At 40.0% G+C, this 12938-nt stretch carries 18 protein-coding genes; 6 read left to right on the top strand and 12 right to left on the bottom strand.

Going from position 1 to position 12938, the window contains the following annotated elements; translation table 11 throughout:
• The first annotated feature begins 90 nt into the window (after positions 1-90).
• On the top strand, positions 91-453 hold the full coding sequence (locus tag M3636_RS18610; RefSeq protein ID WP_251383563.1) for a hypothetical protein: 363 nt from the start codon (positions 91-93) through the stop codon (positions 451-453).
• 22 nt (positions 454-475) lie between these two features.
• Positions 476-820, top strand: a complete 345-nt coding sequence (locus M3636_RS18605) for an outer membrane protein assembly factor BamD (RefSeq protein ID WP_145410465.1) — start codon at positions 476-478, stop codon at positions 818-820.
• A 160-nt stretch (positions 821-980) separates the two neighbouring features.
• Here M3636_RS18605 and M3636_RS18600 read toward each other — a convergent pair whose 3' ends face one another.
• From M3636_RS18600 to M3636_RS18560, 10 genes are all read right to left on the bottom strand, one after another.
• Positions 981-3434 carry a DEAD/DEAH box helicase family protein gene (locus M3636_RS18600; RefSeq protein ID WP_251383562.1) on the bottom strand — a complete coding sequence of 818 codons (2454 nt, stop codon included), beginning with the start codon at positions 3432-3434 and terminating at the stop codon, positions 981-983.
• A complete protein-coding gene (locus M3636_RS18595; protein ID WP_251383561.1) occupies positions 3418-3744 on the bottom strand; it encodes a nucleoside triphosphate pyrophosphohydrolase in 327 nt (108 codons plus the stop codon). The genes M3636_RS18600 and M3636_RS18595 overlap by 17 nt, the downstream gene beginning before the upstream one ends.
• Before the next feature lie 191 nt (positions 3745-3935).
• Positions 3936-4313: a hypothetical protein gene (locus tag M3636_RS18590; RefSeq protein ID WP_251383560.1), complete on the bottom strand. Its 378-nt coding sequence runs from the start codon at positions 4311-4313 to the stop codon at positions 3936-3938.
• A 17-nt stretch (positions 4314-4330) separates the two neighbouring features.
• Positions 4331-4966, bottom strand: coding sequence for a hypothetical protein (locus M3636_RS18585; RefSeq protein WP_251383559.1), 636 nt, complete (start codon positions 4964-4966; stop codon positions 4331-4333).
• 62 nt (positions 4967-5028) lie between these two features.
• Complete coding sequence (locus tag M3636_RS18580; protein ID WP_251383558.1) at positions 5029-5358, bottom strand: hypothetical protein; 330 nt, start codon at positions 5356-5358, stop codon at positions 5029-5031.
• 219 nt (positions 5359-5577) lie between these two features.
• Positions 5578-5889 carry a hypothetical protein gene (locus M3636_RS18575; protein ID WP_251383557.1) on the bottom strand — a complete coding sequence of 104 codons (312 nt, stop codon included), beginning with the start codon at positions 5887-5889 and terminating at the stop codon, positions 5578-5580.
• A 110-nt stretch (positions 5890-5999) separates the two neighbouring features.
• On the bottom strand, positions 6000-6176 hold the full coding sequence (locus M3636_RS29785) for an EndoU domain-containing protein (RefSeq protein WP_353056304.1): 177 nt from the start codon (positions 6174-6176) through the stop codon (positions 6000-6002).
• A gap of 18 nt (positions 6177-6194) precedes the next feature.
• Positions 6195-6548, bottom strand: a complete 354-nt coding sequence (locus M3636_RS18570) for a hypothetical protein (RefSeq protein WP_251383556.1) — start codon at positions 6546-6548, stop codon at positions 6195-6197.
• A 33-nt stretch (positions 6549-6581) separates the two neighbouring features.
• Entirely contained in the window at positions 6582-7019 is a 438-nt protein-coding gene (locus M3636_RS18565) for a WXG100 family type VII secretion target (RefSeq protein ID WP_251383555.1), read from the bottom strand.
• A gap of 180 nt (positions 7020-7199) precedes the next feature.
• Positions 7200-7721 carry a hypothetical protein gene (locus M3636_RS18560; RefSeq protein WP_128100473.1) on the bottom strand — a complete coding sequence of 174 codons (522 nt, stop codon included), beginning with the start codon at positions 7719-7721 and terminating at the stop codon, positions 7200-7202.
• 144 nt (positions 7722-7865) lie between these two features.
• Here M3636_RS18560 and M3636_RS18555 point away from each other — a divergent pair, with 144 nt between their 5' ends.
• Positions 7866-8225: a helix-turn-helix domain-containing protein gene (locus M3636_RS18555; protein WP_128100472.1), complete on the top strand. Its 360-nt coding sequence runs from the start codon at positions 7866-7868 to the stop codon at positions 8223-8225.
• 58 nt (positions 8226-8283) lie between these two features.
• Here M3636_RS18555 and M3636_RS18550 read toward each other — a convergent pair whose 3' ends face one another.
• A complete protein-coding gene (locus tag M3636_RS18550) occupies positions 8284-9018 on the bottom strand; it encodes a restriction endonuclease (protein WP_128100471.1) in 735 nt (244 codons plus the stop codon).
• Positions 9019-9407: 389 nt separating this feature from the next.
• Here M3636_RS18550 and M3636_RS18545 point away from each other — a divergent pair, with 389 nt between their 5' ends.
• The 3 genes from M3636_RS18545 to M3636_RS18535 all read left to right on the top strand — a co-directional run bounded on the left by M3636_RS18545 (position 9408) and on the right by M3636_RS18535 (position 12350).
• Positions 9408-9785 (top strand): hypothetical protein, encoded by a 378-nt coding sequence (locus M3636_RS18545; RefSeq protein ID WP_251383554.1) that lies wholly within the window; start codon positions 9408-9410, stop codon positions 9783-9785.
• Positions 9786-9984: 199 nt separating this feature from the next.
• Positions 9985-10389 carry a hypothetical protein gene (locus M3636_RS18540; protein WP_128100469.1) on the top strand — a complete coding sequence of 135 codons (405 nt, stop codon included), beginning with the start codon at positions 9985-9987 and terminating at the stop codon, positions 10387-10389.
• A 614-nt stretch (positions 10390-11003) separates the two neighbouring features.
• Complete coding sequence (locus M3636_RS18535) at positions 11004-12350, top strand: DNA cytosine methyltransferase (RefSeq protein ID WP_251383553.1); 1347 nt, start codon at positions 11004-11006, stop codon at positions 12348-12350.
• 457 nt (positions 12351-12807) lie between these two features.
• On the opposite strand, the gene M3636_RS29780 is transcribed toward M3636_RS18535, so the two are convergent.
• The coding region (locus M3636_RS29780; RefSeq protein WP_353056303.1) for an IS3 family transposase at positions 12808-12938 on the bottom strand (131 nt) is incomplete at its 5' end.

Here is a 12938-nt window from a genome sequence, read left to right as displayed (position 1 = left end):
GATTTTAGAATAAACTTCATACTTCACTCCCACATTGAATTAATATATAGTCTAACAATAAGGTATATTTTTACAAAGGGGAATTATAGATTGTTAAAATATTTACGAATGATCCTTTTAATTCCTTCCGTTATTTGCTTACTAACCGGTTGTAATGGATTATCAGATGAGGAAAAAAGAGAATATTTTAAAAAAGCAGTTCCTATTGGACAAAAATACTTCCAAGAACATTATGATGCAGAAATCATATTTACGGTCTATGACATTAACTTACCTAACTCTTCTACTATGTTCCTCTATGGTTATGTAAAAAACGATCAAACGATCAATATATCTCTATCATTAGATATTCCATCTATGGAAATACGATCTGCTAAAGGTCCAGAGGATTTTATAAAAAAAGAAGTCAATAAAGGTAATATCCTTTTGCAGTCAAGTTTTTATAGCTATTAGATAAATGAAGAGAGGTGAGTACTTGATCAAAAGCATTCGTTTAATATTGTTGATTTTCGGAGTTATAGTTATTATAACTGGTTGCAGTAGCCTCTCTAAAGCTGACAGACAAGAATTATATGAGAAGGCCATTCCTATTGGACAAGAATACTTCAAAAAGTATTACGATGCTGATGTGGAATTTGAAGGTTACGAAATTCATTTACCCATGTCATCTACAATGGTATTGCATGGTCATGTTAAAGATGATCCCTATACTTCTCTCACTTTGTCTTTTTCCCTACCTTCCCTAGAAGTTGAGACAGCCGGGGGACCTGGAGATTTTATTAACAAACGTAAGAGCGAGGAAGAGGTTAGTTCCTATTGAGATACAAGTACAATATGTTTACACGCTATGGAACTCGAGAAATAATAAAAAAATAGAAACCAGACTACATGTCACAGATTCGTGTGAGTAGTCTGGTTTTCGTTTAGATCATCCTAGTTGGTATATTCAATTACATTCTAGATAGGATTTTTTTCTATCCTTAAGCTTTTATACTAGAATTCCCCCGCTCGAAATATGCATGCAATCTGTACAGACAGATTTCTTTTGTCCAACGATATAACAGCGATCGTTCCTCTGCATCCTGCACTTGTACATTCAGTGAAAACACTCCGTCCACGAAACGAGTCATACCGCCCTTCGCCCCGCTCCACATGGACATCGGCATGTCGATAATCAACTTTTCAATCTCAGATGCCGTCTTCTCGTTCCAGTCCCAGAGTTTGAGCTTACCTTTATCCGAAAAGTCTTTGCGTTTCCGATATGCCTTCTCTGTCAGGTATGTATGGAAAAAGCTCGCCATCTCGCTTGGTGTTACTGGCTCCATCCAGTGATCCTCTCCACGTTCCAGCATGTAGAGTAGCACAACCATCTTGTAGCTTTTGTTCATGATCGTCTTCTCCACATCTCGCAGCCATGCTTCCTGACGAATATAAACTTCGCTCTCATACGGTGACAGTAACTCTGCCCAGTATAGAAAACCAACGTACGATCCAAAGTCGCTTCGATACCCAATGCTTTTGGAACGTCCCATCAGATGCAACTCCAGATATGTCGGAATACGTCCTAATTCTCTCTTCAAATCCAGAAAATCCTGATGCAGCTTCTCTCGACGAGGCATTCTCTTCCGGCTTAACTCCTGTAGCAGGTTTATTACCTGGGTATCCAGATGAATAGCACAGTTAGCGGGAACCTCAGGCACAGAAGGATCGTTTCTTTTCCCACCTGTTTCGTCATGGTCACGCATATCCAGTAAACTCAGCTTGATATCCGCATTCCGATAATTCCCGATGAGGTCGATGATGACACAATGAGATTTACCTTCCGCTAACCGAAGGCCACGTCCTAACTGTTGGGTGAACACCGTAAGAGATTCGGTTGGACGCGCGAACAACAACGTATCCACACGCGGGATATCGGTACCTTCGTTGAACAGATCCACCGTTAAAATAATCTCCAGTTCTCCCTCATCAAGCCGCCGAATTGCTTCTTCACGAGACATCTCCGATGTACGCGAATGTAGACTTAGCACCTTCACTCCCTGACTACGAAAATACGCAGCCAGATAATCTGACTGGCGGATGGATGAGCAGAAGCCAATCGTACGTGTCTGCTTATGCTGAAGCCATGCCGAATAAATTTTCTCCACATGCTCCTCATGCAACTGTGCTGCCATGAGCTGTTCTTCATCATATTTCGTGCCCATCCAGCGAATCTGCGAATAATCCGTGTCATCAAATACACCGTAATATTGGAATGGGGCAAGCCAGCCTCGCCGAATTGCATCAATAAAATGCATTTGGTACGCTACGTTCCCATCACACAAGGCGTATACATCCTTACCATCCAGTCGATCCGGCGTAGCTGTAATGCCAAGTAGGAACTGGGGCTGAAAATGCTTAATGACAGACAGATACGACTTTGCAGCCGCATGATGAAACTCATCTACGATAATGAGATCGAATGCATCAGATGCAAACACATCCCGATGTCTCTGTAAACTAAGCGTATAGATCGAAGCAAATACACAATCTGCCTCTCCATCTTTATACTGACCGTTATAAATGCCGAAACTACGTTCTGGCATGATGCGTGCAAAAGACTTTTTCGCTTGGAACAAAATCTCTTCCCGATGTGCAATGAACAGTACCCTTTTAAAGCGACGTGCAAAGAAGCCAGCCAGATACGTTTTACCAAGTCCTGTCGCCATCACAACCATCGCCTTATCATACTGCTCTTCCACAATGCCTTCGAGTGCTTCCAGAGCTGCTGATTGTGCGGCTCTCGGTTCAATGATCTCCGAAGATAATTCGGCCGTTATTTCCTCCGTATCCTCCGGCAGTCGATTCCCGAACTCTGCTTCCTCTAGCTCCGTAATCCGCTGAATTAGTTCAGGATTCTTTTGATGATATTTACGGTACTCTCCTTCGTACAGAGAGATAGAATCCGAGTTAACAGGTAAGGTTGTTTCGTGATAGAAACTCTGCATGAATTTATCCAGTGCCATCTGGAATGTATACGGTTCAGCCTCAGCATTCATTGCTAGATTCCATTCATAACCTGTCTTAAGTGCAGAGAGCGAAAAGTTGGACGAGCCTACAATAAGCAATCCTTCCCCGTTATCGTAGTCAAACAAATAAGCCTTGGGGTGAAAAGATGTTCCCATACTTCGCCACAGTCGTACCTCAATCCGTTCATCTACATCGCATAATGCCTGTAGCCCTTCGGGTTGAGTAATGTATAGGTAGTCTCCAGCAAGCATTCGCACCTCGGCACCACGTTCAACCGCGCTTTTCAAATGTGGTGCAAGCAGCCTTACACCCGATTGCATAATAAAGGACGTCATAATATAAATCCCGGACGCATGCTGCATCCGGGCAATGAGTTCATCTGCCAAGTTATCTGTGATGAGTTTAACGTTAAGCTTCGTCGACATCGATTAGATACACCCGTTCTTGGAATCCACCACGTGCCTCTGCCTTATCTGCTCGCAGCTTGTCCAGTTGTGCGACATTCACCCCATGCATTTCAGCCAATGCGCGAATCACTTCCAGCATATCTGCCAACTCTTCGAGTGCGTCTTGATCGTTACCTGCCTCTGCATACTCGTCCGTTTCTTCACGCAATTTCGTTCTCAGTTCTTGCTTATATTCCTCAGGATCAAGAATACGTGTACGGCATTCTTTCCCGCTAGATGTAATGATGTGCGGAATCTTATCCCGTACTAACTTGTTATATGTAGGCATGTGGTATAACATCCTTTCTGCTGTGCGAGCCTTCAAGCCTCGCGCCAGAATCTCCCTTTTTGCCATTATACCATTTGCTTTGGAGAGGAATGGGATTATTTTGTAAAGTGGTGGATTAAGTCGAGGAAATAAAAATAGAACCCATGGCTACTCGTACAGGAGTAGATATGGGCTTTCAATCATAATCTTATTTATTTGTTGAACAAGATATTCTGCTGTTCACTTTCAATAATTTTATTCTCGCATATTTGCCAGCACAAATGATAATCTCCATCATGATTATCTATCAAAAAATACCCAGATATATCTTGAATACCAGCCATTTCAGAAAGTTGTTTCTTCATAAAATCAAGATGATACTCTCTGATATCTGCCCCATAAAATACATAAGCTGTCCAATTAATTTGTTTCTCTGGGGATGTCCAACCCGACTGATACAATTCCAATTTATCTTTATCCATCAAACCTTCATTGTAATTGGCTGTGAAGTCATCCCGTATCTTTTTCACTTCATTAATCGTGCTCTCATCACACTCTAACCAACCTCTAATAGATACATACTTTCCCATTTCAATCTCCATTTCTGCTATGAAGCAAAGTAATCGTTCACGATTTCTGTTAATTTATCATTTCCAAGTTCAATGTTAGTCAAGTAGTGTATAAAAAATTCATTGATATGTTCTTCTTGAAATAAACTCAAATACTGAAATGAAGCTGTCAACACATCATCCTCAGGATAGTTGTTTTCTACCAGTTTCGTTTGAGACAACTGAATTATTTCGTTAGTAAACGTGTCCCTCTTTACGCTGATTAAAGTATTTAACACAAAGTAAATTTCATCTTCGTTGTTACTTTCCAATATATCTCTGATCTCGGACTCCTCTAATTCTTCAAGATACAATCTAGCCTTAACTTTTCTAAATGCTCGTAGAGCTTTAGGATCATCATTATAAAACTCTTCCCAAAATGTTATATAAGCTACATCTTCAGGTACTTTTACAGATGATTGATTAGGTTTATTTAAGTCAGTCCAGTCACCATACAGCTTATCTGAAACTACATTAAATAAAGCCGAATCATACGGAACAACCTGCTTAGCATCATTTTCAATCCTGTAATACGTATTCCCTGAAGGTGTATACTCTATTTCATATACAAAATATCTTTGACCTAATGCTAAATTAGTTTGTAATGTAATTGTATCTTTAAGCTGTACTCTCATTATCTCACTCCAATTAAGTTAAACTCAGCGTCTATATCTCTTCTTATGTTCATGCTGCTAGATTAATCTTGTAGTATCTCAATAATTTTTAATAGTTCACCCTTTAAATTTTCATCGCATTGTTTATAAGCCTCACCTAACAACCCTATAAAAAGTTCTTTACGACTTGCAACTGTCAACCATTTGTCTAACTCAACATCTTTTAGGCCTGGTGGCATATCTTCAAAGTCACTCCACCATTCACTTATTGCTTTGAATAACCACTCACTTTCGGTGGAAACTTTAGTTGTATTTTGATTTACAATTTTGAAAAGGCTCTGTATTACCGTACCTAAGTGAGCATCCTGTATATAACGTGTACGCTGAGCATAACGAATCGCACTCTGTGCCAAGAGAATCTCTCCTACTACAAAAAGTAAATTTAATTTTAGAATCGCAAGATTTAATGGTTCTTGTTTAGAATCAAGAAAAGAGTCATTTAACGAGGCATACCCAATCCCCTGCCTTACACCCGATTTCAATAAAAGATGTCATAATTAAATCCCGGATGCATGTTGTATCCGGGTAATACGTTCATCTGCCAAGTTATCCGTGATGAATATTGTTAGTATTTATTCCTGAATTGATTGAATCGCATATTCTATATCGTGCTCCATATCCAAGTTAGGATACTTCTCTTGCAGTTGAAGGAGACAATCTATAAATGATCGACTTTGTAACTCAGAAGATAAATCCTCAAATATCTCGCTTAGCCAATATAAATCTTTTTCTTCACATTGATTGAAAAATGCAATCGTCCTTTGCTCATTCTCCTTCAAAATATCTACCATCTCATGCCATATCATCTGAATTGCTGGATCATCGGGATGTAGTTTTGTTCTCTTTTCTACTAATAAAATCAACTTTTCACTATAGTCTACCATGCTTAATCTTCCTCACGGCATTCTTGAGTTATCTGGAGTCTTGTCCTGATCTGACCATCGTTCTTTATGACTCCTACTCTGACATTTTTATAATTTCCAAACATCCATTCTCACTCACATTTAACTCTGTTGTTGAGGAGATTTGCTACATACTCACCTGACTTTTTAATATCTTCTACTGTCCAATCCTTGGGAAACCAAGCTTGGTTCTCTCCGCTTCGCTTTGCTTTGTTTTTGTGGTTTGGAATGTTACCAACTCGCACACCATTTGGATATTCTTTAGTGATGTTAAACGGAACCTTATTTTAAAATAAGTAATTAATATTATCTTGACCATGACCACCGTTAATCAATCTGTTATTTGAATTAAAATCTCCAACTGAAGCGTGGTGAATTCTTTCATTACTCACTGTGAATCTCGCACCGATCATACCTTTCGGAAATCCTAAACCCTCTTTTGGAACCTTATACCCTCTATTATACAACCCTGTAAAAGCTAGCGCGATTTTGCTGAATTGCAGACCTGCGATAGAAATTCCTGCTTGCCATGCAGGTACGGGCTCCCCAGTTGTGGGATGATAACCGGCCATAAATGCATTAGACTGTTCATCATAAAAATCCCCACCACTAGACTCTGGTTTTTTCGAGCCACCCTTCATTTCCTCATAGGATCCACCGTTTTCCCAGTATTTCTAAAGTTCCTTTTGTCCTGGCATTCCATCTTTCGCTTCACTGGCAGGCATGTAAGCTCCCAACAAAGAATTCCACACCATTCTTCGCTGTTGCTCTTCTGGATTCCCTGTACCCTGATTTATATTTACATTTGTAGCAACCTGTCCAGCAATAGCTCCTAAGCTCACTTGTTCCTGGTCTGCCTGTTGAAACCTCTCGGCAATGGTGCCGAGGTTCTGAGAGGACTTTACCATACTTTCCAGTGCTCGATCCAATACAGGACGGGACTGCTGAAAATCATAGAAAAATCGTTCCTGTGTTGCTCCCGACCATTGAGATTCAATAAACCCAATTCGTGCAGTTAGGTCATTGCGGATACTTTCCAACTGCTGCCTACCCTGCTCAATCTGTTTAGATACATGCAGTAGTTGTTCTGGTGTTACTTTAATTGTACTCATATCATTCTCCGCCATAAAAATAGAATTTCACTATGTTAGCAGAAGTTTATACTGTATACATCCGCCCATGTTCCTGAATTTTCGTTCCTGCAAAAAACTTTATTACATCACATATAATTCTCTGGTCCCATCCCTATTAAATGAGCCACACATCAGAAAAACAAATTTTAAAAAACAATTTTATCGCAAATCGGGTGGAACATGCTTCAATCGGTTGTTTAACTCCTCTATTATTTCTTCCGTTCGTTGTAGAAGCTTCTCAATGTTGTTTGGCTTTAATGACTGATTCTGCGGGCACTCCTCTAATGAGGACATATGTTGCATCGTACCGATAAATAGTGCGATATCTAGTCCTGATTCTGTGTCCGTATGCACTAAAGGTAAAATTTCATTCATCGTAAGTTCCTTAAGTGGATGCACGGTTTGATACCTATGGATATATAATGCCTTAACCATTGAAATAAGCGCCCAATCACAGAGGATTAGACAGGTCGTGAACTGATTGTGATTACGCATGATAACAGCAAGCTTCAGGTGATGCTGAGCAAGTTGGTGATAATCCACAGTGGTAGTAAGTATTGTATGATACTCCGGGATACCTTGTGATTTCGACAGGATGAAGCTATCACTGTCTTGAGAACGTGGAGTAAAATCTACTTGGTGATTACAATGTGCTTCGGTGGTGAACCAATTTCTTGCCATTGTCATCCCTCCAAAGAGTTAATACCAATATTATACATTGAATTGAATACTCAAAGATATAATTTTTACAAATTATACGATTTAAATGGTTGTGTTTACCCCCTAAAATCTTGTCTACACTTTTACATATAGGGGGTGCATAGTGTGGAAGATAGAAAAATTCTAAAATTAGTCGGTGCACGAATTAAGGTTTTAAGGAAAGATAAGGGACTATCGCAGGAGGCACTGGGAGAAAGAGGCGGATTCCATTTTACATACATTGGACAAGTTGAACGTGGAGAGAAAAATGTTTCTTTAATTAATCTTGGCAAAATTGCAGAAGCTTTGGACGTTAATGTTTCTCAACTTTTTGCTTATGTGAATGATGAAATTGATTTAACTGAGACGGATATTATGATTCAAGAAGTAGTGGACATGTTGAGAGATGCATCTTTAGATAATATTCAATTATCTAGAAACATTCTAAAAGAGATATTAAAGAGTGACAGAACAAATCATAAATAAGGCAAAGCAACTGTTTAACTGGTTGCTTTGCCTTTGTTTTTCCGTCAATTTGACATACTCAGATAGCTTTCGTTTTACGACAATTCGGAAAATTACTACAGCCCCAAAATGCAGCTCCTGCCTTATTTTTACGTTTGATCATTGGAGCACCACAGCTACACTGTATAGAAGATACTGTTTTAGATGAAGGTTGTTCTTTTCTCACCGAAACAGCCTTCGCTTTTTTATTGGAAGGATTCCATTTCCCCCAGCTTCGCAGCTTGCTGTCTACTAAACCACCGTGCCAATAATCCACTTTGAATTGATCTGCTTCTTTTCTAGCTGGACCCGTAAGATCTGAGGTGGTTATAAGTAGTGACAAAATACAGTCATGATTTCTCTTAGCACCTACCAATTCACGAACAGTCATCACTTGAACCTTGTTATGATCTGCATAACATTTTGCTTGAACCGCTGTTTTTTCACCACGCTTATCTGTAATAACTAGATCAACCCCACCGTCTCTACCACCAACGCCAACTTCTTTTACTGTATAGCCATTGTCCCTAAAATAGAGTGTAAGTAACCGCTCAAATTCTGCCCCGGTCATTTTATCTAATGGCAATGTTAGAATTACTTCGTCAGCTCTGCATGTAGGAGAGGCTCGATTAAACCCACTATTCACTGCTTTTTTTGGAACTTGTTTCTTTCGGGTACCAGACCTTCTTCCTTTTTTCTTCTTAGAAGGTTGCAGTAGTCCAGCAATAACTGATAGAGCTAAAATGCCAATTACAAACCAAATAATTTCATTCATTAATAATCTCCCTGTTTCTCAAATATTGTAGGTAAATCTAATCTACTAACTAGAAATAATCTAAGTCTTTTTGCTATTGTGAGTAGTAATCTTCTCGTTTCAATTCTGCTCTCATTCTTCGTATTCGCATCACAACCTATAATTTCAATTAACAACTCATAATGATAAAGATTTCTTCTTTGACTCCATTCAATTAATATGTACAGTATTACTCGTGTTTCTAGTAAACAAATAGAGGACTGTAGAAAGATTAATGTGCCTAAAATCATTATCTAACATAAATCCACTTATTTCCACTTTAAATTACTGAAAAATCCTGTCTATCTCTCGATCTATGCCGGAAGATCCGAAACAGATGTGTTACTTAATTTTAAAAAGGAGGGCTCCAGATGCTAATCAGAGTATTTTATTCTCTCATAATATCCTCTACCCTATTAGTTATGATCGGCTGCACAACAGAGACTAGCGCTACTAAAGAAATGGCTCGCACTATTATGAAAGAGGATCAGAGCAATGACATATTTATAATGGAGTCGATCCTGTATAAGAAAATCGAGACAATTAATGAAGAACAATTCAGCTCTGTGCGAACTGCACCCTATGGAAGTATTACTTCCAGTTATGAACAGAACAAAACCTTCCAGTCTGGCATGGCATCTATATTACCCAAAGGCACCCAAATATATCGCTCTATCGAACAACCTGAGTATGTCTATTCCGATGACGGAGGTGCGTATACGTTGTATCAATCTGTTCCTGAGGGTTGATCCATGCATCTCCATCAGATACTCATCCTAATGCTTATCACTGACAAAGTAGAATTATAAACCCTCTAGTCCATTTGTATTATTTTAACAAAATGTATGGATAACGGTAGTTTCTCTGTACACCATATGTTACGCTAATTAAAGTCCATTGCATAATATAGACAGCTCAACATTATAACTAATGCAGAGGTACATACCTATGAAGAATGATTGGCTCTTCGCAAAAATTATTGTCATGATCTTGGTGGTTAGTAGAGGATATAATGACCTGATGCACTTCATTAAGGACGATTATTTTGCCTTCTACAATCAGCAATTAAGCACATTGTGGTACCTTCCCTCAGTCATTCTTGCAGTAGCAGCAGTGTTAACCGGGTTTCTATCCTTTTTGAGGAAACGTGCTCAAGCAGGCGTAGCTTTTGGCATCTGTCTCATGGCAGATAGTCTCTTTGTTGTGATTCAATCCTTACTCGCTTTCATCCCAGATTTCTCTAAATCATGGTACTTCTTAATTGTGTTCTTGCTGATTGGTCTGCTCGAGTTCGCCACAGGTAAGAAAATCATATCCGAAAATCGGACAACGATTAGTAAGAGAGTACACTGATAGATACACTGCCCTATTGCTCCCTTACAAGCCCCTTATCTATTACCCACCTCCAGTTCAACTTACCAATCTGTTCAACCCTAACATTTACACGTTTACGGAGAGGACAGAAATAACCGGAAGAAACGAAGCGGTCGCCTGAAAGCTTTCTGAAAGAAAGCTACATTGGAAGCTTAAGCTTATCCCCCGATTTCCCCTTTGACAAAGGAATTCAAAGAAATCTGGGGATAACAGCGATCTGGAGGTTGTTCTGTCCTCGGGGTGACCCGTATAATTCCCTACTCCCACATCCAGTTCAACTTACAAATCTGTTCAACCCTAACATTTACACGTTAACGGAGAGGGCAGAAATAACCGGAAGAAGCGAAGCGGTCGCCTTTATCCCCGGATTTCACCCTTTGTAAAAGGGAATCAGAGAAATCCGGGGGTAACAGCGATCTGTAGGTTGTTCTGTCATCGGAGTGACCAGTGTAAATCCCCCCCCTGTTGACCTTAGTTTTCAAGTTGAACAACCAAACGAATGTTCTATCATTTCATTGACTATCCCGATTCGCTCCAATATAATAACCCTATTAAAGTTAAATATTTTTTTAACTCTATTGGAGGGTTATCGATTGTATACACTCAGCAAAGAAAAAGTAAGACAACATATGAATAAACACGGCATTAGCACACAGAAGGAGTTAGCCGATCAATTAGGCATCAGTAAGAATCAGCTTTCGATGCTGCTTTCGCCGAACTTTAACCCGATTAAAACGAACGCGATGCGTTTATGTGAAGTATTGGATGTGGAACTCGAAGAGATTCTAATGTCTGAACAGATCGAATTTCCTTTTGAAGCGGATACGCTAGTGGAACAATCCCATGATGAGGATTTAGAAGTGAATGTGGATGACTTTGAGGGTCAAGATTTCATTGATATCCATAACATTACTGCTAATCGAAAATACTCAGCTATCGAACTATTCGCAGGTGCCGGCGGGCTGGCGCTGGGGCTGGAACAGGCCGGTTTTGAATCCAAAGGTCTCGTGGAGTTTGATAAATACGCTTGTAAGACGCTGAGAAAGAATCGACCAGACTGGAATGTCATCGAGAAGGATATTATCGAGGTTACAGAGCAAGGTATTAAGAACTTTGTAAAAGACATTGGGATCGGAGAACTCGATCTGCTTTCAGGAGGATACCCTTGTCAGGCGTTCAGTTATGCAGGTAAGAAAATGGGTTTATCCGATGCGCGCGGTACGATGTTCTATTATTATGCACAGCTCCTTAAGCAGCTTCTACCAAAGACCTTCTTAGCTGAAAATGTAAGAGGACTCATTAGTCACGATGAAGGCAGAACATTCGCGCTTATGCTCAAAGTATTCTCCGAGATCGGTTACACGGTAACATGGAAAGTCTTACGGGCACTGGATTATGATGTCGCTCAAAAAAGAGAACGCATTGTCATGATCGGTATTCGGAATGATCTTGTTGAACAATATGATCTGAAATATGAACTTCCTCAACCTTATGGTTACCAGTTGACCTTGAAAGATGTGCTGCAGAACGTTCCTGAATCCGAAGGTGCAAAGTACCCCGAATCCAAACGCACAGTGCTTGATCTCGTGCCTCCTGGCGGATACTGGAGAGATCTACCTGATAACATCGCGATGCAGTATATGGGCAAAAGTTATTACTCCGGCGGAGGCAGAACAGGCATGGCTCGCAGATTATCTTGGGATGAGCCTTCACTCACGCTAACGTGTTCCCCAGCTCAGAAACAGACGGAGCGCTGTCATCCTGACGAAACTAGACCATTCAACGTTAGAGAATATGCTAGAATCCAAAGCTTCCCTGATGACTGGGTGTTCGATTGTTCCATGAACAATGCCTATAAACAGATCGGTAATGCCGTTCCAGTGAACATGGCAAAGGCAGTAGGCTTGTCCATTGTTAATGTATTGAATCAGATGAACTAAGTACATCATAGAGGAATTCTTTTCAGAGAGGCTCTTTTCAAAAGGAATTCCGCTTCGCTCCTAGCGCTAACGAACCTAACACATCTTAAACAGTGGATTAGCTACGTTTAGCAAAATGTTACGAACCTCATTAACGCTATTCCGTCATAAAACGGTGACGAGACCTAAAAAATCGACTGAATCGGCGAAATAACACCTCTGCGATTCGTTAGATCTGAGATCCGGGAAAATAGGAGCCAATAGCGTGTATCAGGTTCATTACATCAGCACAATACTAAAGGGGATGTCTCTCGTCATATTCATGACTGATGGAACATCCCCTTTTGATATACATGAAGGAGGACTAGACTCCCCACTTAATCTTTTTTTCCAAACATGACTGCTGCCACAAGAAAACTCGTTCCACACAATATTTCGTTTAACACATCGTATGGACCTATGTCAAGAAAGTAGACACTTATGCGACGGATTTGTCCGTAAATTTCTTCGCAAAACGAGTAGGGGAAAGATAACCTAGCGCACCATGCATTCGCTTGCGGTTGTAATAGAACTCAATGTACTGGTAAATGGCGTTATAAGCCTCTTCTG

Origin of the sequence: Paenibacillus sp. MER 99-2 (genome assembly GCF_023714095.1) — a bacterium.
Classification (GTDB): domain Bacteria; phylum Bacillota; class Bacilli; order Paenibacillales; family Paenibacillaceae; genus Paenibacillus.
The sequence above is the reverse complement of the archived record's forward strand: the minus strand, read 5'-3'. Positions and strand labels throughout refer to the sequence as shown.

Bases quoted from the DNA above. Each gene is read 5' to 3' on its own strand.
- M3636_RS18600 (WP_251383562.1), bottom strand. From the start codon at position 3,434: ATGTCGACGAAGCTTAACGTTAAACTCATCACAGATAACTTGGCAGAT.
- M3636_RS18595 (WP_251383561.1), bottom strand. From the start codon at position 3,744: ATGCCTACATATAACAAGTTAGTACGGGATAAGATTCCGCACATCATT.
- M3636_RS18590 (WP_251383560.1), bottom strand. From the start codon at position 4,313: ATGGGAAAGTATGTATCTATTAGAGGTTGGTTAGAGTGTGATGAGAGC.
- M3636_RS18585 (WP_251383559.1), bottom strand. From the start codon at position 4,966: ATGAGAGTACAGCTTAAAGATACAATTACATTACAAACTAATTTAGCA.
- M3636_RS18575 (WP_251383557.1), bottom strand. From the start codon at position 5,889: ATGGTAGACTATAGTGAAAAGTTGATTTTATTAGTAGAAAAGAGAACA.
- M3636_RS18570 (WP_251383556.1), bottom strand. From the start codon at position 6,548: ATGAAGGGTGGCTCGAAAAAACCAGAGTCTAGTGGTGGGGATTTTTAT.
- M3636_RS18565 (WP_251383555.1), bottom strand. From the start codon at position 7,019: ATGAGTACAATTAAAGTAACACCAGAACAACTACTGCATGTATCTAAA.
- M3636_RS18560 (WP_128100473.1), bottom strand. From the start codon at position 7,721: ATGGCAAGAAATTGGTTCACCACCGAAGCACATTGTAATCACCAAGTA.
- M3636_RS18550 (WP_128100471.1), bottom strand. From the start codon at position 9,018: ATGAATGAAATTATTTGGTTTGTAATTGGCATTTTAGCTCTATCAGTT.
- M3636_RS18545 (WP_251383554.1), top strand. From the start codon at position 9,408: ATGCTAATCAGAGTATTTTATTCTCTCATAATATCCTCTACCCTATTA.
- M3636_RS18540 (WP_128100469.1), top strand. From the start codon at position 9,985: ATGAAGAATGATTGGCTCTTCGCAAAAATTATTGTCATGATCTTGGTG.